Genomic DNA, 18,291 nt, shown 5'->3' on the forward strand with positions numbered 1-18,291 from the left:
GGTGGTATGTCGCCATGCGCGTGACGAGCAGGGCACTCCGGACGGACGTGACGCCGGCGCGCGCGTTCTCGGTGCTGGCCCACCACGCCGCTTCGCGCGGGTTGCCGCCGCCGGCGATGCTGTCCGGTGAGTGGTTTTCTTCCCGGGCCGTGATCGCGCCGTCGCTGGCCGTCTCCCCGTCCGCGTTGCCTTCGTTCGCGCCGGAGGTCGACGCGGAACCCGGCGTGCTCGGCGGCGGCTGGTTCGGGTACCTGTCCTACGACTCGGCGGATCCGTCCGGCCGCACCGGCGCGCTGCCCGCGGCCGCCTGGGGCTGGGCGGACCACGTGCTGCGCTGGTCCGGCTCGGGGACGTGCTACCTGGAGTCCCTGGACGGCGGCGGCCCCTCGGTGTCCACAATGGAGTCACTGCTGGCTTCCCCGCCGCCGTCGCTTTCGTGGACGGCGGGACCGTTGCAGCGTCCGCTGCCGTCGGAGCACCGGGACGCGGTGAAGGCGTGCGTGCACGCGATCGAAGCCGGGGAGCTGTTCCAGGCCAACATCTGCGCCCGGTTCACGGGTTCGTTCTCGGGGTCTCCCGCAGCGTTGTTCGCCGCGGGGGTGTCTTCGCTCTCGCCCCGCCGCGCGGCCTTCTTGTCGGGGACGTGGGGATCGGTGGTTTCGTTCTCGCCGGAGCTGTTCCTCGCGCGCCACGGGCGTTCGGTGCGCTCGACGCCGATCAAGGGGACGCTCCCCCGCCGCGGGCCCGAGGACGACGGGAACGCCGTCCTGCTGCGGCGGTCCGCCAAGGACGTCGCGGAGAACGTGATGATCACCGATCTGGTGCGCAACGACCTCGGCCGGGTGTGCGAGGTCGGGTCGGTGACGGTCCCGTCGCTGCTGCAGGTCCGCCCGGCACCGGGAGTCTGGCACCTGGACTCGACGGTGACGGGCGTGCTGCGGCCTCCGGTTTCGGACGCCGCGTTGCTGGAAGCGACCTTCCCGCCGGGGTCGGTGACGGGCGCGCCGAAGATCCGCGCGCTGGACCTGATCGCGGCCTTGGAGCCGTGCGGACGCGGGGTCTACACGGGCGCGATCGGGCTGGTGTCCCCGGCGGCGGGCCTGGAGCTGAACGTCGCGATCCGGACGTTCGAGATCGCCGAGGGCACGATCGCCCTCGGCGTGGGCGGCGGCATCACGGCCGATTCGGACCCGGAGGCGGAGTGGCAGGAGTGCCTCCACAAGGCGGCACCCCTGGAACGCCTACTTGCCGGGGTCGAGCAGTAGCTTCCCGACCGTCTTGCGCGACCGCAGGGCCTCGTGCGCGCCACGGGCGTCCGACAGCGCGTACTCGCCGCCCGGGATCGCCTTGAGCTTGTTTTCGAGGACCAGGTCGAACAGCTCCGTCAGCGCCGTCCCGAAGACGTTGCCCGGCAGCCGGAAGACGTGCGGGAGCCACATGCCGCTGATCGTCGTGCTGTGGCCGAGGACGTTGCGCAGCTCCACCGGCTTCGGGTTCTCGCGGCCCGCCATGCCGTAGAACGCCAGCCGCCCGAAGGGGGCGAGGGCGGCGATGCTCTGGTCGGTGGTCGTGCCGCCGACCATGTCGAGCACGACGTCGACGCGGCGGCCGTTGTTCGCCTCGATCAGGGCGGCCGTCATGTCCTCGGCACGCGAGTCGATGGCGACGTCCGCGCCCAGTTCGAGGGCGAGCGCGCGCTTCTCCTCGCTGCTCGCGGTGGCGATGACGCGCCCGGCGCCCCAGGCCTTGGCGAGCTGGACGGCGACCGTCCCGACCCCGCCGGCGGCCGCGTGCACGACGACCGATTCGCCTTCGGCCAGGTGGGCGTTCTTGCGGAGCAGGACCCACGCGGTCGTGCCCTGGACCAGCATGGACAGCGCGGTGAGGTCGTCGATGCCCTCGGGCACCGGGAACGTCGTGGCCGACGGCGCGACGGCCTTCTCGGCGTACCCGCCACCGCCGTTGAGCAGGGCGACGACCCGCTTGCCGTCCTGGGTGCCGACGACCTCGCCGCCGGGGACGAGCGGCAGCTGCGACGGCGCGAGGTAGGAGTTCTCGGCCTGGTGGGTGTCGGCGTAGTTGACGCCGATGCGCTCGACGTCGATGAGCACCTCGCCGGGGCCGGCCACCGGGTCGGGCAGCTCGACGGGGGTGAGCACCTCGGGTCCGCCGAACTCGGTCACCTGCACTGCGCGCATGTCGCGTTCCCTCTCCATCAGCAGCCCCGTGGTTGTGAGACATTCTGACATATGTCTCAGGAGTTCGACGTGGCCCGTGAGTGGTTCCTGTCCGGCCGCCGGCTGGACATGGGCGAGCTGGCGCAGGAGCTGTCCATCAGCCGCGCGACGCTGCACCGCCGCATCGGCAGCCGCGATCGGCTCCTCGGCGAGATCCTGTGGTCGCTCTCGGAGGTCACGATCGCCCACCTGTGGCCTTCGTGCGTCGGCCGCGGCGCGGCCGGGATCGCGGACTTCGTGAGCGGGTACGTCCGGCTGGCGAACGACGCACCGCCGTTCCGCGACTTCCTCCGCCGCGAGCCGGAGCGCGCTTTGCGGCTGCTGACGACCCGCGCCAGCGTTTGCCAACGCCGGACGACGGAGAAGCTGGTCACGCTGCTGGAGGGCGAGGTCGCGGCCGGGCGGCTGGTCCCACCGCTGCCGGTGCCGGATCTGGCTTACCTGCTGGTGCGGATCGGCGAGTCGTTCGTGTACACGGACGTGATCACCGGCGACGCGCCCGATGCGGAGAAGGCGCACGCCGCGGTGACCGCGTTGCTCACTTGACCCGCGCCGCCAGCACCGCGTCGTAGAGCTCCTTTTTGGACACCCCGGCCGCCTCGGCGACCTCCGCCGCCGCGGACTTCAGGCGCTCGCCGGACGCCACCCGCGCCGAGACCTCCTCGACCAGGTCCGCCACCGAAACCGCGCGCGGCTCGGCGCCCGAGAGCACCACCGTGATCTCCCCGCGCACGCCCTCCGCGGCCCACTCGGCCAGCTCTTCGAGCGTCCCCCGCTTCACCTCTTCGTACGTCTTCGTCAGCTCCCGGCACACCGCCGCGCGCCGTTGCGGCCCCAGAACCGCGGCCGCATCGGACAAAAGGGATGCCAGGCGGTGCGGGGACTCGAAGAACACCGCCGTCCGGGGCTCGTCGCGCAACGCCGTCAGCCAGCGCGTCCGCTCGCCCGGCTTGCGGGGCGCGAACCCCTCGAAGCAGAACCGGTCACAGGGCAAACCGGACAACGCCAGCGCCGTCGTAACCGCGGACGGGCCCGGGAGGCACGTCACCGGTAGGTCCTCCGCCACGCACGCCGCCACCAGGCGGAAGCCCGGGTCGGACACGCTCGGCATGCCGGCGTCCGTCACCAGGACCACCGTTTCGCCCGCCCGCAACGCTTCGAGCAGCTTGGGCAGGCGCGCCGCCTCGACGTCTTCGTAGAAGCTCACCACCCGGCCGCGCGGGGTCACGCCCAGCGCCGTCGCCAGCGACCGGAACCGGCGGGTGTCCTCGGCCGCGACGACATCGGCGTCCGCCAGGGCCGAAGCCAGGCGCGGGGAAGCGTCGCGGACGTCGCCGAGCGGGGTGGCGGCGAGGATCAGACGGCCCTGGGTCACCCGGCCAGCCTAGGCTGATCAGCGGATCCGGACGACGGACGCCCTGCCTCGCCCGTAGGATCGCCCCGTGACCGCCGTGCTGACCCGTCCCGACGACGAAAGCGTCCGGCCGGACCCGGTCGAGGCGCTCCGGCCGCCCACCGACCGCGAGCTGACCCTGCTCGGCCGAGGCATGCCGGCCGACCGGCTGCGCGGCTGGGTCGTCACCATCGTGCTGACCGTGATCGGCGGCATCGTCCGCCTGCAGAACCTCGGCGTGCCGACCGACAAGGGCAGCCCGGTCTTCGACGAGAAGCACTACGTCCCGCAGGCGTGGCAGGTGCTGCGCAACGGCGGTTACGAGGACAACTACGGCTACGAACTGGTCGTCCACCCGCCGCTGGCCAAGCAGCTGATCGCGATCGGCGAATGGCTGTTCGGCTACAACGGCTGGGGCTGGCGGATCATGCCCGCGCTGGCCGGCACGCTGCTGGTGCTGCTGGTCGTCCGCGTCGCCCGCCGCCTGACCCGCTCCACGCTGCTCGGCGGCATCGCCGGCATCCTGGTGATCAGCGACGGCGTGCTGCACCTGCAGTCGCGGATGGGCATGCTCGACATCTTCATCGCGCTGTTCGTCTTCGCCGCGTTCGCCTGCCTGCTCGTCGACCGCGATCAGGTGCGCGAGCGGCTGGCGACGGCGGTCCGCGAGGGCTGGGTCAACGAGTCCCCCTGGGGCCCCAAGCTGGGCTTCCGCTGGTGGCGGTTCGCGACCGGGCTGATGATCGGGCTCACCTTCGGCGTCAAGTGGTCGGCGCTGTACTACATCGTCGCGTTCGGGCTGCTGTGCGTGTTCTTCGACGTCGCGGCCCGGCGCGCGGCCGGCGTCGAACGGCCCTGGCTGGGCACGATCCGCCGGGACGTGCTGCCCGCGCTGTGGGCCATCCTGATCATCCCGTTCCTGATGTACTTCGCCGCCTACTGGGCCTGGTTCGCCAGCGAGACGGCGACCGACCGGCACTACACCGAGATCAAGGACATCGCGCCGGGCTTCTGGTCGTGGATGCCGCCGGCGCTGCGCTCGCTCGGCGACTACACGGCGAACGTCCTGCACTTCCACGAAACCCTGGTCACGCCCAAGGACAACCCGCACCCGTGGGAGTCCAAGCCGTGGACGTGGCCGATGGGCCTGCGCCCGATGCTCTACAGCTACAACGGCGAAGTCACCGGCTGCGGCGAGGCCCGCTGCATCAGCGCGACGATGCTGATCGGCACCCCGGCGATGTGGTGGCTGGCGATCCCGATGCTCGGCTGGGCGGCCTGGCGCTCGATCTTCCGCGCGGACTGGCGCTTCGCGGCGGTCCTGGTCGGCTACCTCGGCGGGTACGTCTTCTGGTTCACCAACATCGACCGCCAGATGTACTTCTTCTACGCGACCCCGCTGGCGGCGTTCCTGGTGCTGGGGCTGACGTTGTGCCTGGGCCAGATCCTGGGCAGCGCGCGGCGCGGCTTCGAGAGACGCGGGACAGGTCTGCTCGTGGTGTCGCTGTACGTCGGGCTGGTGGTGGCGAACTTCGCCTGGCTGTGGCCGATCCTGAACGGCATCGCGATCACGAACGGCCAGTGGGAGGCCGAGCGCTGGCTGCCGTCCTGGCGGTAGCTCAGCCCGCGAAGTAGGCGCCGGGCGTGACCCCGACGGCCCGCCGGAAGGCGGCGACGAACGCGCTCGCCGAGCTGTACCCCACCCGGTAGGCCACCGTCTCCAGCGGCGTGCCCTGGGCCAGCAGCGGCAGGGCCGCACGCAGCCGCACCTGCGTGCGCCAGGTCCCGAACGGCATCCGGCACTCCCGGACGAAGATCCGCGCGAGCGTGCGTTCCGCGGCACCGACGTCCCGGCCGAACTCGGCGAGCGTGCGGGAGTCGGCTGGGTTCGCCAGCACCGCGCGCTCGACGTCACGCGCCCGGGCGTCTTCCGGTGACGGGACCACGATGGGCACCACGTCGAGGGGTTCGAGCAGGTCGAAGGCCACGGCTTCGGCGCGCAGCCGGGCGTCGGGCGCGACGCCGTCGCCGGTCAGGTACTCCAGCAGTTCCCGCAGCAGCGGCCGCACGACGACCATTCGCGGTTCCGGCCACGACACCGGCGAGCGCGCCGGATCGGCGTAGATGCCCCGCAGCGCGGCCCGCCCGAGCGCGCCGGTCCGGTGCCGCACGCCGGCGGGCATCCAGAGGGCCCGCGTCGGCGGGAGGACCCAGCCCGCGTCACCCGCCTTGACCGCGACGACACCGCGCGCCGACCAGACGAGCTGGTGCGCCGGGTGCTCGTGCCAGGGGAACCAGGTGCCGGCGGGCAGGTCGAACGCGCCGAGGAGCATGGCTTGGCTGTTTGGCGACATCGATTGGCAGCGTATCGGCTACCGGTCACCCGCGCGCCGAAATAGCGTCGGGACCATGCCGATGAACCTCATCCACCGCAAGCTCTGCCGGTCCGCCTGGTGGGCGGACAAGATCGAGCGGCTCCTGAAGCCCTGGCTGGCCCGCCAGGACCTCGGCGACGACGTCCTCGAGCTCGGCCCCGGCTTCGGCGCGACGACGAACCTGCTGCTCGACGTGGTCCCGAAGCTGACGGTCCTGGAGATCGACCCGGCTTCCACCCAGCTCCTGCGCGAGAAGTTCGGCGACCGCGCCGACGTCCACGAGGGCAGCGGCGCCGAGATGCCCTTCGCGGAGGGCCGCTTCTCGGCGGTCGTCTGCTTCACGATGCTGCACCACGTCCCGACGACCGAGCTGCAGGACGCGATCTTCGCCGAAGCGGCCAGGGTCCTGCGGCCGGGCGGGAGGTTCTGCGGCACGGACAGCCAGGTCAGCTTCCGGTTCCGGCTGCTGCACGTCGGCGACACGATGAACGTGCTCGACGCATCGACCCTGGCGCAGCGGCTGGAGAAGGCCGGGTTCGAGCAGGTCGAGGTGCAGACCCGCCCGAAGGAGACCGTGACGTTCTCGGCGGTGAAGCCCGGTTAGCGGCGCGGCAGCTGACTCCCCGGCTGGCGCGGGACGACCCGCGTCACCGGGCCGTCGGCCGACTTGCCCGCCCGTGACAGCCAGCCCTCGACCTCGCGCCGCACCGCGTTCAGCGTCGGGCGCCGGCGCGGCTCCGGGTCCAGTGACGCCGCCAGCAGCCGCGCGTGCGCACTCCGCTGGGGCAGCCGCGACACCGGCTCCGCACGGGCCGCCGCCATCAACGCCGCCATCGGTGTCTCGCGTGTTCCACGCGGCGGCTGGCCCGACAGCGCGTAGCTGATCGTCGCCGCCAGCTGCCACGCGTCCGACGCCGGCGATGCCGCCGAGCCCATCGCCTGCTCGGGGGCCACGAAGTCCGGCGTGCCGATCATCATGCCCGTCGCCGTCATCTTCGAGTCACCCTGGCTGCGGGCGATGCCGAAGTCGATCAGGTGGGCCAGGCCGCTCGGGTCGAGGACGATGTTCGACGGCTTGATGTCGCGGTGCAGGACGCCCTTCTCGTGCGCCGCCGCCAGTGCGCCCGCCATCGTCGCCCACAGGCGGCCCGCCGCGACGTCGTCCAGCGGCCCCTGGCCGTCGACCAGCTCGGCCAGCGGGCGGCCCTCCAGGTACTCCATCACCAGCGCCAGGCCGTCCGGCTCCTCGGCCAGGTCGTACACCTTGACGCAGTTCGGGTGGCTGACCACGGCCAGCGCGCGGGCTTCGCGCTGCATGCGCTCGGCCGTGTCGCGGTCCGGCGCGTGCGCGATCTTCAGCGCGACCGTGCGGTTCAGCTGGGTGTCGACGGCCTGCCAGACCGTGCCGAACCCGCCCGCGCCCAGCTGCTTGACACGGCGGTAGCGGCTGCCGCCCGCATTGCGGGAGCCCGGCGGCGGCGGGATCGGGCCCGGGGCCGCGGCCAGCATGCCCCCCGGCGGGGACGGCGGCTCGGGCGCGGACGCCAGCGCTGTCTTCGGGTACGGCTTGTTGATCGGCGGCGGCGGTGGGGGCGGCGGGGTCGGACGCGGCTGGACCTGCGACGGCGGCGGGCGGTGCAGCTCCGGCTCGCGACGCGGCGGCGGCTCGTCCGCCCGGTCCGACCGGTTGATCACCGACCACGGCGGCGGCCCGACCATCGCGACCGGGATCAGCCCCAGCACGCTGAACGGCAGGAACCCGAGCCAGAAGTGCAGCGCGGTGTTCGCCTCCATGCCGACGCTGAACACCAGCATGGCGGCGAACGGGATCCAGAAGAACCGCGACGGCCACTTCGGGCCGCGGCGGAAGGCCGTCCGGCCCTGCAGCATCACGAAGAACAGCGAGCCGGCCCCCAGGACGATGAACGCCAGCAGGTACACGAAGAACGGGAGGTCCTTGCCGCTCTGCGAGGACAGCACGTCGAAGACGGTCTGGCCGCCGCCCAGGTAGTCCCGCTGGTTGTCCACCCAGCAGCCACCGGGGCCGTTCAGCGTCGACAGCTCGGTCGCCGACAGCCCGGTCTTCGCCTTGCCGTAGGCCGCCTGGAAGACGCCCGAGACGCCGATGGCCAGCAGCCACGGCAGCACCAGCGTGCTGAGCAGGCCGATCACCCCGAAGACGCCCAGTGTCGTGGCGTCGTAGCGGTTGCCGGTGCCCTTCCGGATGATCGACACGGCGACCGCGCCGATCGGCGGGAGCAGCGCGACCAGCGCACCGGCCGCACTCGTGGCCCAGACCCAGTCGCCGGGGCAGAAACCCGGGCCGAACAAGGAATGGGCTAGCGAGAGCAACGCGCTCGCGAGTCCGTTCACCGCCGGGCTCCCCTCACTGTCCGTGTTCACTTCGTGGCCGTCACGCGGCGTTTGCCCGCGGTCCAGCTTAGGACGCTCCCGGGCTCCGTGAGGTTGCCGGGTCTTTCCGCGCGGGAATCCGGCGCGCCCGCCGCTCCCGCGCCATGATGGGACCGGCGGACCGTCCGACCCGAAGGAGCCGAGCATGGGCGCGTACTCCGAAGCCTACCGGCGCAGCCTGGCCGAGCGGGACGCGTTCTGGCTGGCCGCGGCCCAGTCGATCAGCTGGACCAGAGCGCCGGAGCGGGCCTTGGACGACACCAACCCGCCCTTCCACCGGTGGTTCCCGGACGCCGAGCTGAACACCGCGTACAACGCGCTGGACCGGCACGTCGAGGCCGGCCGCGGCGGCCAGGCCGCGCTGATCTGGGACTCTCCCGTGACCGGACGGCAACGCACCTACACCTACGAGGAGCTCCGCGACACCGTCGCGCGGTTCGCCGGCGCGCTGCGCTCGCTGGGGGTCACGAAGGGTGACCGGGTCATCGTCTACCTGCCGATGGTGCCGGAGGCCGCGATCGCCATGCTGGCCTGCGCGCGGATCGGCGCGGTGCACTCGGTGGTCTTCGGCGGGTTCGCGCCGAAGGAGCTGGCCGCCCGGATCGAGGACGCGAAACCCAAGGTCATCCTGGCCGCGTCCTGCGGCATCGAGCCGACGCGGGTGGTCGAGTACCAGCCGATCATCGAGGCCGCCCTCGGCATGACCGAGCACCAGCCCGACCACGTCGTCATGCTGCAGCGCGAGCAGGCCCCGGCCACGACCGGCCGCCACTTCGACTGGCGCGAGCTGGCGGCGGGCGCCGACCCGGCCGACCCGGTGCCGGTCGCGGCCACCGATCCGCTCTACATCCTCTACACGTCCGGGACGACCGGGAAGCCGAAGGGCGTCGTCCGCGACACCGGCGGCCACGCCGTCGCGCTCGCCTACTCGATGGACGCCGTCTACGACGTCCACGCCGGCGACGTCTGGTGGACCGCGTCCGACGTCGGCTGGGTCGTCGGGCACTCCTACATCGTCTACGCGCCGCTGCTCGTCGGAGCGACGACGGTGATGTACGAGGGCAAGCCCGTCGGCACGCCGGACGCGGGCGCGTTCTGGCGGGTCATCGCCGAGCACGGCGTCCAGGCCCTGTTCACCGCGCCGACCGCGCTGCGAGCCGTCAAGAAGGTCGACCCGGACGCCCGCGAGCTGGAGAAGTACGAGCTGAAGCAGTTCCGGACACTCTTCCTGGCCGGCGAGCGCCTCGACCCCGAGACCTACCACTGGGCCCACGAGAAGCTCGGCGTCCCGGTGGTCGACCACTGGTGGCAGACCGAGACCGGCTGGCCGATCGCGGCGAACCCGCGCGGCCTGGAGCCGATGGACGTCAAGGCCGGGTCCGCGACCAAGCCGGTCCCCGGCTGGGACGTCCGGGTCCTCGACCAGGCCGGCGAGGAGCTGCCGGCCGGGCGCGAAGGCGCCATCACGGTGCGGCTGCCGCTGCCGCCGGGGTCGTTGCCGACGCTCTGGGGCGACGACGAGCGCTACCGCGAGGCCTACCTCTCCCGCTACGAAGGCCACTACCTGACCGGCGACTCCGGCTACTTCGACGAAGACGGCTACCTGTTCGTCATGGGCCGCACCGACGACGTCATCAACGTCGCCGGGCACCGGCTGTCCACCGGGTCGATGGAGGCCGTACTGGCCGCCCACCCGGCGGTCGCCGAGTGCGCCGTGATCGGCGTGGCCGACCAGCTCAAGGGCCAGCTCCCGCGGGGGTTCGTGGTGCTCAAGGCGGGCGCGGACATCGCGCCGGAAAAGCTGCGCGAGGAACTGGTGGCGATGGTCCGCCGGGACATCGGCCCGGTCGCCGCCTTCCGTGACATGTCCATTGTGGACGCTCTACCGAAGACGCGGTCGGGGAAGATCCTGCGCAAGACCATGCGCGCGATCGCCGACGGCCGCGACGAGGCCGTGCCCTCGACGATCGAGGACCCGAGCGTCCTGGAGGCCATCCGGGCCGCCCTTCGTTAAGAACTGTTCCAAATGCCCCGGCTGGTCTGTACCTTTGCAGGGAGTCCCCGACCGGAGGTGCTTCGATGCGCTTGTCCAGAGCCGTCCTGACCGCGGCCGTCGTGAGTCTCACGGCCGCCGGCCTGCCCGCTTCCGCCACGGCCGCCCCGGCCGCACCCGAACGCGGCGTGACCGACGTCGTCCCGGCGCCCGTCTCGGCGAAGGCCGATCCACGCGGCGGCTTCCGGCTCACGCCGCTCACCGTCATCACCGCCGACCGCGGCGCCGGCCAGGTCGCGGACTACCTGCGCGGCCTGCTCCGCCCGGCCACCGGCTACCCGCTGCCGGTCGTGCCGCACGCCGCCGGCCTGCCCGCGATCTCGCTGAAGCTGGGCCACGAAGCGCGGATCGGCACCGAGGGTTACCGGCTGAAGGTCGCGCGCGACGGCGTCACGCTGACCGCCAACACCGCCGACGGGCTCTTCGAAGGCGTGCAGTCGCTGCGGCAGCTGCTGCCGTCGGCGATCGAGGCCACGCGCGTGCAGCACCGGACGTGGACCGTCGCCGGCGGCACGATCCTCGACTACCCGCGCTTCGCCGAGCGCGGCGCGATGCTCGACGTCGCCCGGCACTTCTTCAAGCCGGACCAGGTGAAGCGCTACATCGACCAGATCGCCCAGTACAAGGTCAACACGCTGCACCTGCACCTGGCCGACGACCAGGGCTGGCGGATCGAGATCAAGAGCTGGCCGAAGCTGGCCACGGTCGGCGGCCAGACCGCGGTCGACGGCGACCCGGGCGGCTACTACACGCAGAAGCAGTACAAGGACATCGTCGCCTACGCGGCTTCGCGGCACATCACGGTGATCCCGGAGATCGACATGCCGGGCCACACGAACGCGGCGCAGTCGACGTACGCGGAGCTGAACTGCGACGGCAAGGCCGTCCCGGTCCGCACGGACACCGAGGTCGGCTACAGCTCGCTGTGCATCTCCTCGCCGATCACGTACCGGTTCGTCGAGGACGTCGTGCGCGAGCTGGCGGCCCTCACGCCCGGGGAGTACCTGCACATCGGCGGCGACGAAGCCCACTCGACGCCACCCGCGGACTACCTGACCTTCGAGCGGAAAGTCCAGCCGATCGTCGCCAAGTACGGCAAGAAGGTCACCGGCTGGCACGAGATCGCCAAGTCGGCCCCGCCGGTGTCGGCGGTCCCGCAGTACTGGGACTTCGGCGGTGACAACCCGGACGTCGCGGCGGCCGCGGCGCGCGGCAACAAGGTCCTGATGTCGCCGGCGAACTACGCGTACCTGGACATGAAGTACAACCCGCAGACGCCGCTCGGCCAGGACTGGGCCGCGCTGATCGAGGTTCGCGACGGCTACGACTGGGATCCGGCGACCCTGGTCAACGGCGTCGGGGAGAGCCAGATCGCGGGGGTCGAGGCGCCGCTGTGGACCGAAACGCTCCGGACCAGCGCCGACATCGAGTACATGGCGTTCCCGCGGCTGCCGGGGATCGCGGAGATCGGCTGGTCGCCGCGGAGCACCCACAACTGGGACGCCTACCGGTTGCGGCTGGCGAAGCAGAGCCCGCGCTGGGTGGCCCAGGGCATCAACTTCTACCGGAGCCCGCAGGTCGACTGGAAGTAGGTGGGTGGTCACCTTGTCGTGAGTGGTAAGACGGGTTAGAACCCGTCTTACCACTCACGACCTCAGCCCAGTGTCTTGCTGCGGAGGTAGACGACTTCCTGCGGGCCTGGTTTGACGAGCACCCAGAAGGTCGACCACCGGTCCGGCGCGTGGAAGCCGAAGTAGAGGTCGTACCGCACGCCCGCGTCGAGCACCCACCCGAACTGCCGCATCTCCGCCGGGTCGAACGGGGGGTTCTGCGGCCCGACCTCGTCCTGCGGCTTCGCCGGATCGACGCCGTACTGCCGCAGGTAACCGTCTACACAGGACTTGGGCGCGGTGAAGGTGGCCGCCAGCCGGTCGGTGAGCGGGGGCTGGACGTCGAACCGGAAGCCCTCCACCGGGCACGACGGGAGCGAGATCCGGTACCGCGCCGCGGCATCTTCCCAGCTCACCCCGCTTTCACTGCCCGGGTAGGCCCGCGGGTCGGGCTCCTTGCCGCAGCCGGCCAGAACGGCGGCCGCGGCAAGGAGCCCGAGAACGGCCGTCAGCGGCCGTGCACGCATCGCACTCCTCGCGGATTCATCGGTGCCCCGCAATGTCGAGCTTCTGGTTCGTGCTGCCCTGCACGGTGAAGTCCTGCGCGAGGCCGACGGTGGGCATCTGGGCCAGGTCCTTCACATTGTAGTCAACGCCGTGCACGGTGATCGGCGGCTTGTCGGGGTCGAAGTTGTAGGCCTTCTTCAGGTCCACGCGGTAGCCGCCGGTCAGCTGCACCGTCCCGTTGCCGGTCACCTTGGCGGTGAGATCGCCGGTGACCCGGTATTCGAACGAGTGCAACGCGAAGATGTGGTCGGACACCTGCGTGAACTGCGAGCCGAGCCAGTTCGTGTCCAGCTTCAGCGCGCACGTGGAGCCGACCGGCCCGGTGCACTTGGCCGCGGCCTGGTTGGCGTAGGCCGCCAGCCGGGTGTTCAGTTCGCCCTGCCACTGCGGATCGCTGTAGAAATTGGCCATCTGGTCGGCGCTGAGGACGTAGTCCTTGCCGCTCGCCTTCGCCCAGTGGTCGAACAGGGCGCAGGTGATCGGCCGGTTGTTGCAGACGAACAGCGCGGCCGCGCCCTGTTCCATGGTCAGCATGTTGATGTAGTCCTGCAGCCCGACCCGCTCCCACGGCGTCGGCTCGTGGTAGGCCGGGTGGCCCGCCTGGTCGTCGCTGTAGGGGTGTCCTTCGGGATCGGTCATGTCCGGCCGGCTGCCGCCCGCCGCCTCGGCGATCTCGCGCAGGTAGAGGTCGATCGTCCGCTGGAAGGCGTCGGCCGCGGCCTGCACGGCCTGGTCGCGGCTGAGGTTGGCGTCCGCGGCCGACTTGGCCGCGTCGGCCGCCGCCGTCCGCGCGTCGGCCGCCGAGGCCGCCGCGTCCGAAGCGGACGCCTGGGCCTTGTTCGCGGACTGCTGCGCCTGCTGGGCCGCCTGGTGGGCGGCGGCCTCGGCCTGCTTGGCCTGGTTCGCCGACTGCACCGCCGCGTCCGCCGACGCCTTGGCGTCCTGCGCCGACGCCGCGGCCTGCGCGGCGTAGGTCTTGGCCAGCTCGGCGGAGTCCTTGGCCTGCTGGGCGTAGCGGGCCGCGTCGTCGGCCGCGCCCCGCGCCACCGCGGCGGCCTTGGCCGCCTCGGCCGCGTTCTGGCGGGCCAGCGCCGCCGAGCGGGCGGCGTCGGCGACGTACCCGGCGACCTCGGCCCGGTGGGTGGCGGTCAGCGCGTCCCGCTGCCGCGCCCGGTACAGCCCGGACTCCAGGAACGTCCGGACGACGCCCGCCGGCCCGGCCAGCGCGGCCCGCGCCGAGGCGCGCACCTCCGGCCCGCCGGTCGAGACGGCCTGCGTGGCCAGCACCCGGTCGTCGGCCTCGCGGGCGGTGTACTGCCCGGTGCGCAGGAACGCCCGGACGTCGTCCGCCGTGCCGTCGAGGGCACGCCGGCCCGCGGCCTGCACGCCGGGGCCGCCCGCCGCGATGATCTGGGTGGCGAGCACCCGGTCGTCGGTTTCGCTGCCCGGGTACCGGCGGTTGCGCAGGAAGTCCTGCACCTGCGCGTCGGTGCCGACCATCGCGGTCCGCGCGGTCGTCGCCTCGGCCGGGTGGGCGGTGGACGCCGCGATGGCCGCGACGCTGGCCCGGTCGTCCTTGCGCTCGGTGGCCGGCTGGACGGTGGTGACGAACGCCTTGACGTCGAAGTCGTCCCCGACCAGCGCCGTTTCCGCGGCGGAGCGGGTGAACGGGCCACCGAGCTTGAGCAGGCCCGCCGCGGCCTTGCGACCGTTGCGCGTCACGACGGCCGCGTCGGCACCCGGCGTGCGCGCCTCGGTGAGCAGGCGCTGGGTTTCGGCGTCGAGCTTGGCTTCTTCGCCGGCGGTCCAGGTGGCGTCCGCCTGGGCGTCCGCTTCGGCGTCCTTGGCCGCCTCGGCTTCGGCCGTCTCCTGGGCTTCCTGCTGGGCGAGCCGCTCTTCGTCGGCCTTGCGCGCGGTCGCGGCGACGGTCGCGGCGGTGTCGGACGCGGTCTTCGCGTCGTTCGCGGCGGTGTCCGCTTCCCGCGCGGCGGCTTCGGCTCGTTCGGCCGCGTGGGCGGCTTCCCCGGCGTGGGCCGCAGCTTCCTCGGCGGCGGTGGCCGCCGCGTCGGCGTGCGCGGCGGCCGAATCCGCGGCCGCGGCGGCCTGGTTGGCCGCCCCCACCGCCTCGTTCGCCAGCGCGGTGGCGGCGTTCGCCGCGCGGGTCGCCTCGGCGGCCTGTCGCTTCGCCTGCTGGGCCGCACGCCGCGCGCGGTCGGCCTGAGCGCCGGCCTGCTCGGCGAACCCGCCGGCCGCGTCGGCGGCGTCGCCGGCCGCGGTGGCGTGCTGCCCGGCCGACGCGGCGGCGCTGGCGGCCCCGGCCGCGGCGAGGGCCGCGGCCACCGCACCCCGGGCGGCATCGGCGGCCCGGCGGGCGTTCCACGAGACCTGGCGGGCGTCGACCGCGGCCTGCCGCGCCCGGTCCGCCTGGCCGGCGTCGGTGGCGGCCGCGGCCGCCGCGTTGCGCGCGTTCGTCGCGGCCTGCCCGGCCTGCACGGCCGCGGTGGCGGCCTGGGACGCCGCGCTCGCCGCGATCCGCGCCGATTCGGTGGCCGCGGAGGCCGCCCGGATCGCCGTCTTGGCCGCGTCGGCGGCCCGCCGGGCCGCGTCCGCTGCCCGCCCGGCCGCGGCGGCCGCGGTCAGGGAGTCGTTGCGGGCCGCCTCGGTCTCCTGGGCCGCCCGCTGCGCCGCCTGCTTGGCCAGCTCCGCGGCCTGCACGGCCTGGGCGGCGGCCTCCTTCGCCGCCTCCGTCTGGGCCGCGGCCCGCGTCTGCGCGTCCGCGGCGAGGTCCGCGAGCTGCGACACGGTCAGGGTTTCGTGGTCCTGCGCGACCGCGACCGGGTAGCCGGCCGTGAGGAAGCGCGAGATGTCTTCGTCGGTGCCGTCCAGCGCGATCTGCGCGGCCCGCTTGACCTGCGGACCACCGGCCGCCATCAGCTGGGTGACGCGCACGCGGTCGTCGCCGGCCTGGGCCCGCGCCCGGCCGGAGCTGAGGAATTCCCGCTGCTGCTCCGGGGTCCCGGCCAGCGCCGTCTGGGCGGCGCGCTTGACGCCGGGGCCGCCCGCGGCCAGTGCCTGGGTGACCTGCACGCGCAGGTCGTCGAGGCTGGGCTGCTGCCACCCGGTGTCGAGGAACGCCTGCATCTGCGGGACGGTGCCGCCGGCCGCGGTCTGCAGGGCGCGCCGCAGCCCCGGGCCCGCCCGCGAGACGAGCTGCGAGATGCGCACCCGCAGGTCCTGCTCGGCGGCGACGGCCAGCCCGGCGGTCAGGAAGGTGTGCACGTCGGCGTCCGAGCCGCAGAGGGCCCGCTCGGCGGCGGTCTTGACGCCGGGTCCGCCGGTCTTGAGCTGTTCGAGGGCCTGCGCCCGCTCGCTCGGGGGCGGCGGTTCGGCGGCGGCCGCGGGCAGTGCGGTGACTCCGGACAGGAAACCCACGACGGCCAGCACGGCGGCCACGGGTCTGCGCAACGATTTCATCTCTCGTCTCCCCTTGGGCATGACGAAATCGCGGATCCGGCCGCGCGAAGAATCAGCGCAGCCGGACCGCGCGAATGGACGGATTACCGATCAGCGGTGCATTTACCGAGCGGCTCAGGACCGGCCGGAGCGCAATTCGACGAGCGGGGTGAATCCGTTCTGCGGGTCGGCGCCCTCACCGACCGGCGTGTAGGTGTTCTTGACGACGTCGGTGGGCGTCGCGGTGCCCTTGATCACCACGGTGGCCTTGAGCTCGTGGGCGTCGCCGGTGATCGCGAAGACGTCCGGGACGTCCATGGTCAGGTAGCCGGACTCCCCGGTGATGCGGAAGCAGAAGTAGGAACGCTCGGCGATCCGGCTCCACACCTTGACGAGCGGGCCGCTCGCGGTGCAGTCGGTGAACAGGATGTGCCCGTCACCCTTCAGCAGCCGGATGTGGTACTGCGCGTAGATCGCGTCGGCGCCGGGGTAGTCGTACTCCTCGACGATCGGCGGCGGGACGTCGTCCGCGGCGGCGATTGCCGGAACGAACGGCAGAACGGCAGCGGAAAGAGCACCCACGACGAGCGGGCGCGCGAACTTCTTCACAGTTTTCATCCCCCTGAAAAAGGCGGCTTTCGCCGCCTCGAATCCCCGATCCGAAGCCGATCTTACGGAGACCACACCGGGGAAGTCAACGGGCGAACCCGGCACACCGGCCGCTAACGCCCGGCGGCTTCCAGGCGCGCCCGGATCGCCCGCCGGGCCAGTTCGTAGGGGCGGGTCCCACCGCCGAGAACGGCGTCGGCGTTGGCCGCGCGGCCCAGCGCGTGGAGCTCGAACGCCAGCACCTCGGCGTCCGCCTCGACGTGCCCGAGCGCGACCGCCTCCGCCGCGGTTTCCCGCAGGAAGGCGGCGAACGAGCCGCCCGCCGCCGCGACCGCGTCGTGCACCCGGCCCGGACGCGCGTCGAACTCCGCGCCGACGTTGAAGAAGAAGCAGCCGCCCGGGAAGACGCGCTGCTCCGAGTAAGCCAGCCACTTCTCGCACACCGCGCGCAGCCGTGGCAGCCCGGGCGCCACTGCCCGGGCCGGCGTCACGACGTGCGAACGGAAGATCTGCAGTGCCGCGTCGATCGTCGCGAGCTGCAGTTCCTCCTTGGAGCCGAAGAGCGCGAACACGCCGCTCTTGCTCAGCTCCAGCTCGGTGGCCAGCCGGCCGAGGGACAGCCCCTCTAGACCGTCGACCGACGCGACGTCGACAGCCCGGCGCAGCACCAGCCGCCGGGTCGCGTCGCCGCGGGCGACCCGGCCGTCACCCGGCACGCCGCGCCCGCCAGCGGTCCACAGTGGACTGGACGCCGCCGCGGTAGGACGCCGAGAGCGCGGGCGCGGCCAGTACGCGGTCGGCGAGGTCCAGCGCCGCCTCGACCTTGTCCTCCGGCAGCTGCCCGTAATTGGCGAAGGAGACGAGGTACACCTCGGTGATCGTCGGCCCGTCCGCGCGCTCGGCGAGCTCGACCGGCCCGGACGTCGGCACCGTGCCGGGCCGCAGGACGCGCAGGTACCAGCCGCTGCGCCCGCTGTCGATCATCAGCGGCGTGACGTCCTTGCGCCCGGTCTTCATGGCCAGCTTGAAGCACGGCTGCCGCGGCTGCGAGACCTGGACCAGCGCGTCACCCCAGGCCCAGACGTCCCCGATCCGGACGTCGTCCTCGGTGACACCGGACAGCGAGACGTTCTCGCCGAACCCGCCCGGCTCGGCGTCGAGGCCGTCGGCCGCCCACGCCGGGTAGTGCTCGGCCGGGTAGACGTAGACCGCTTTGTCGACCCCGCCGTGCACGGTGAGGTCGGCTTGGCGATCGCCGTCGAGGTTCAGCTCGGTCAGGTTCAGCTCCGCGGCGGTGACCCGGGCCTTCGTGATCGCGCTCAGCACCGGGCGCTCGCGCCGGTACCCCAGGACGCTCGGTTCCCCCACGAACACGCCGTTGACGTTCATGAGGGGAAGGTAGCACGATCGTTCGTTTATTTTTCTGGCTCCGCCGGCCGGCTTGTCCGCGGGTTAAGCGAACCGGCGGCCGGCAGCGGAAGCCGGCCAACGACGTCACCAGGCCTCCCCCGCCCTCATCCCAGCTTTCTCTTCAGCCGGCGGTCGGGTTTGTCAAGGCACGCTTTCCCGCCAAGTCAAAACC

15 protein-coding genes are annotated in these 18,291 nt (G+C 72.7%); 6 read left to right on the forward strand and 9 right to left on the reverse strand.

The window, feature by feature from the left end:
* Positions 1–14: 14 nt before the first annotated feature.
* Positions 15–1,265 carry an aminodeoxychorismate synthase component I gene (locus ACWEF6_RS36095; RefSeq protein WP_449687047.1) on the forward strand — a complete coding sequence of 417 codons (1,251 nt, stop codon included), beginning with the start codon at positions 15–17 and terminating at the stop codon, positions 1,263–1,265.
* Here the strand turns inward: ACWEF6_RS36095 and ACWEF6_RS36100 are convergent.
* Complete coding sequence (locus ACWEF6_RS36100) at positions 1,242–2,198, reverse strand: quinone oxidoreductase family protein (RefSeq protein ID WP_449687048.1); 957 nt, start codon at positions 2,196–2,198, stop codon at positions 1,242–1,244. The genes ACWEF6_RS36095 and ACWEF6_RS36100 overlap by 24 nt on opposite strands.
* 51 nt (positions 2,199–2,249) lie before the next feature.
* Between ACWEF6_RS36100 and ACWEF6_RS36105 the strand changes: the two genes are divergently transcribed.
* A complete protein-coding gene (locus ACWEF6_RS36105) occupies positions 2,250–2,783 on the forward strand; it encodes a QsdR family transcriptional regulator (RefSeq protein WP_449687049.1) in 534 nt (177 codons plus the stop codon).
* On the opposite strand, the gene rsmI is transcribed toward ACWEF6_RS36105, so the two are convergent.
* Positions 2,776–3,612, reverse strand: a complete 837-nt coding sequence (rsmI, locus tag ACWEF6_RS36110; RefSeq protein ID WP_449687050.1) for a 16S rRNA (cytidine(1402)-2'-O)-methyltransferase — start codon at positions 3,610–3,612, stop codon at positions 2,776–2,778. The genes ACWEF6_RS36105 and rsmI overlap by 8 nt on opposite strands.
* A 67-nt stretch (positions 3,613–3,679) precedes the next feature.
* Between rsmI and ACWEF6_RS36115 the strand changes: the two genes are divergently transcribed.
* Positions 3,680–5,248: a dolichyl-phosphate-mannose--protein mannosyltransferase gene (locus ACWEF6_RS36115; RefSeq protein ID WP_449687051.1), complete on the forward strand. Its 1,569-nt coding sequence runs from the start codon at positions 3,680–3,682 to the stop codon at positions 5,246–5,248.
* Position 5,249: 1 nt separating this feature from the next.
* On the opposite strand, the gene ACWEF6_RS36120 is transcribed toward ACWEF6_RS36115, so the two are convergent.
* Positions 5,250–5,963, reverse strand: a complete 714-nt coding sequence (locus tag ACWEF6_RS36120) for an AraC family transcriptional regulator (RefSeq protein WP_449687062.1) — start codon at positions 5,961–5,963, stop codon at positions 5,250–5,252.
* 76 nt (positions 5,964–6,039) lie between these two features.
* Between ACWEF6_RS36120 and ACWEF6_RS36125 the strand changes: the two genes are divergently transcribed.
* The gene (locus ACWEF6_RS36125; protein WP_449687052.1) at positions 6,040–6,609 is read left to right on the forward strand and encodes a class I SAM-dependent methyltransferase; all 570 of its coding nucleotides are present in this window, start codon (positions 6,040–6,042) and stop codon (positions 6,607–6,609) included.
* On the opposite strand, the gene ACWEF6_RS36130 is transcribed toward ACWEF6_RS36125, so the two are convergent.
* Positions 6,606–8,378, reverse strand: coding sequence for a serine/threonine-protein kinase (locus ACWEF6_RS36130; RefSeq protein WP_449687053.1), 1,773 nt, complete (start codon positions 8,376–8,378; stop codon positions 6,606–6,608). The two genes, ACWEF6_RS36125 and ACWEF6_RS36130, sit on opposite strands and share 4 nt — an antisense overlap.
* Positions 8,379–8,562: 184 nt before the next feature.
* Here ACWEF6_RS36130 and ACWEF6_RS36135 point away from each other — a divergent pair, with 184 nt between their 5' ends.
* Positions 8,563–10,431: a propionyl-CoA synthetase gene (locus tag ACWEF6_RS36135; RefSeq protein WP_449687054.1), complete on the forward strand. Its 1,869-nt coding sequence runs from the start codon at positions 8,563–8,565 to the stop codon at positions 10,429–10,431.
* Positions 10,432–10,496: 65 nt separating this feature from the next.
* On the forward strand, positions 10,497–12,062 hold the full coding sequence (locus ACWEF6_RS36140; protein ID WP_449687055.1) for a beta-N-acetylhexosaminidase: 1,566 nt from the start codon (positions 10,497–10,499) through the stop codon (positions 12,060–12,062).
* Between the two features lie 62 nt (positions 12,063–12,124).
* Here the strand turns inward: ACWEF6_RS36140 and ACWEF6_RS36145 are convergent, their stop codons facing one another.
* The 5 genes from ACWEF6_RS36145 to ACWEF6_RS36165 form a co-directional block, all read right to left on the reverse strand.
* Positions 12,125–12,607: a hypothetical protein gene (locus ACWEF6_RS36145; RefSeq protein ID WP_449687056.1), complete on the reverse strand. Its 483-nt coding sequence runs from the start codon at positions 12,605–12,607 to the stop codon at positions 12,125–12,127.
* A gap of 16 nt (positions 12,608–12,623) precedes the next feature.
* A complete protein-coding gene (locus ACWEF6_RS36150; protein ID WP_449687057.1) occupies positions 12,624–16,112 on the reverse strand; it encodes an ALF repeat-containing protein in 3,489 nt (1,162 codons plus the stop codon).
* Positions 16,113–16,235: 123 nt separating this feature from the next.
* A complete protein-coding gene (locus ACWEF6_RS36155; protein ID WP_449687058.1) occupies positions 16,236–16,709 on the reverse strand; it encodes a hypothetical protein in 474 nt (157 codons plus the stop codon).
* A 113-nt stretch (positions 16,710–16,822) separates the two neighbouring features.
* A complete protein-coding gene (locus tag ACWEF6_RS36160; protein ID WP_449687059.1) occupies positions 16,823–17,425 on the reverse strand; it encodes a TetR/AcrR family transcriptional regulator in 603 nt (200 codons plus the stop codon).
* On the reverse strand, positions 17,415–18,098 hold the full coding sequence (locus ACWEF6_RS36165; RefSeq protein ID WP_449687061.1) for an MOSC domain-containing protein: 684 nt from the start codon (positions 18,096–18,098) through the stop codon (positions 17,415–17,417). Before ACWEF6_RS36165 ends, ACWEF6_RS36160 begins: the two co-directional genes overlap by 11 nt.
* Between the last annotated feature and the right edge of the window lie 193 nt (positions 18,099–18,291).

It is taken from the genome of Amycolatopsis sp. NPDC004772, from assembly GCF_053601215.1.

What these genes read in the sequence shown, in the direction of transcription:
- ACWEF6_RS36165 (WP_449687061.1), bottom strand. Translation starts at nt 18,098, where the DNA reads ATGAACGTCAACGGCGTGTTCGTGGGGGAACCGAGCGTCCTGGGGTAC.
- ACWEF6_RS36140 (WP_449687055.1), top strand. Translation starts at nt 10,497, where the DNA reads ATGCGCTTGTCCAGAGCCGTCCTGACCGCGGCCGTCGTGAGTCTCACG.
- ACWEF6_RS36105 (WP_449687049.1), top strand. Translation starts at nt 2,250, where the DNA reads ATGTCTCAGGAGTTCGACGTGGCCCGTGAGTGGTTCCTGTCCGGCCGC.
- ACWEF6_RS36145 (WP_449687056.1), bottom strand. Translation starts at nt 12,607, where the DNA reads ATGCGTGCACGGCCGCTGACGGCCGTTCTCGGGCTCCTTGCCGCGGCC.
- ACWEF6_RS36095 (WP_449687047.1), top strand. Translation starts at nt 15, where the DNA reads ATGCGCGTGACGAGCAGGGCACTCCGGACGGACGTGACGCCGGCGCGC.
- ACWEF6_RS36135 (WP_449687054.1), top strand. Translation starts at nt 8,563, where the DNA reads ATGGGCGCGTACTCCGAAGCCTACCGGCGCAGCCTGGCCGAGCGGGAC.
- ACWEF6_RS36125 (WP_449687052.1), top strand. Translation starts at nt 6,040, where the DNA reads ATGCCGATGAACCTCATCCACCGCAAGCTCTGCCGGTCCGCCTGGTGG.
- ACWEF6_RS36120 (WP_449687062.1), bottom strand. Translation starts at nt 5,963, where the DNA reads ATGCTCCTCGGCGCGTTCGACCTGCCCGCCGGCACCTGGTTCCCCTGG.
- ACWEF6_RS36100 (WP_449687048.1), bottom strand. Translation starts at nt 2,198, where the DNA reads ATGCGCGCAGTGCAGGTGACCGAGTTCGGCGGACCCGAGGTGCTCACC.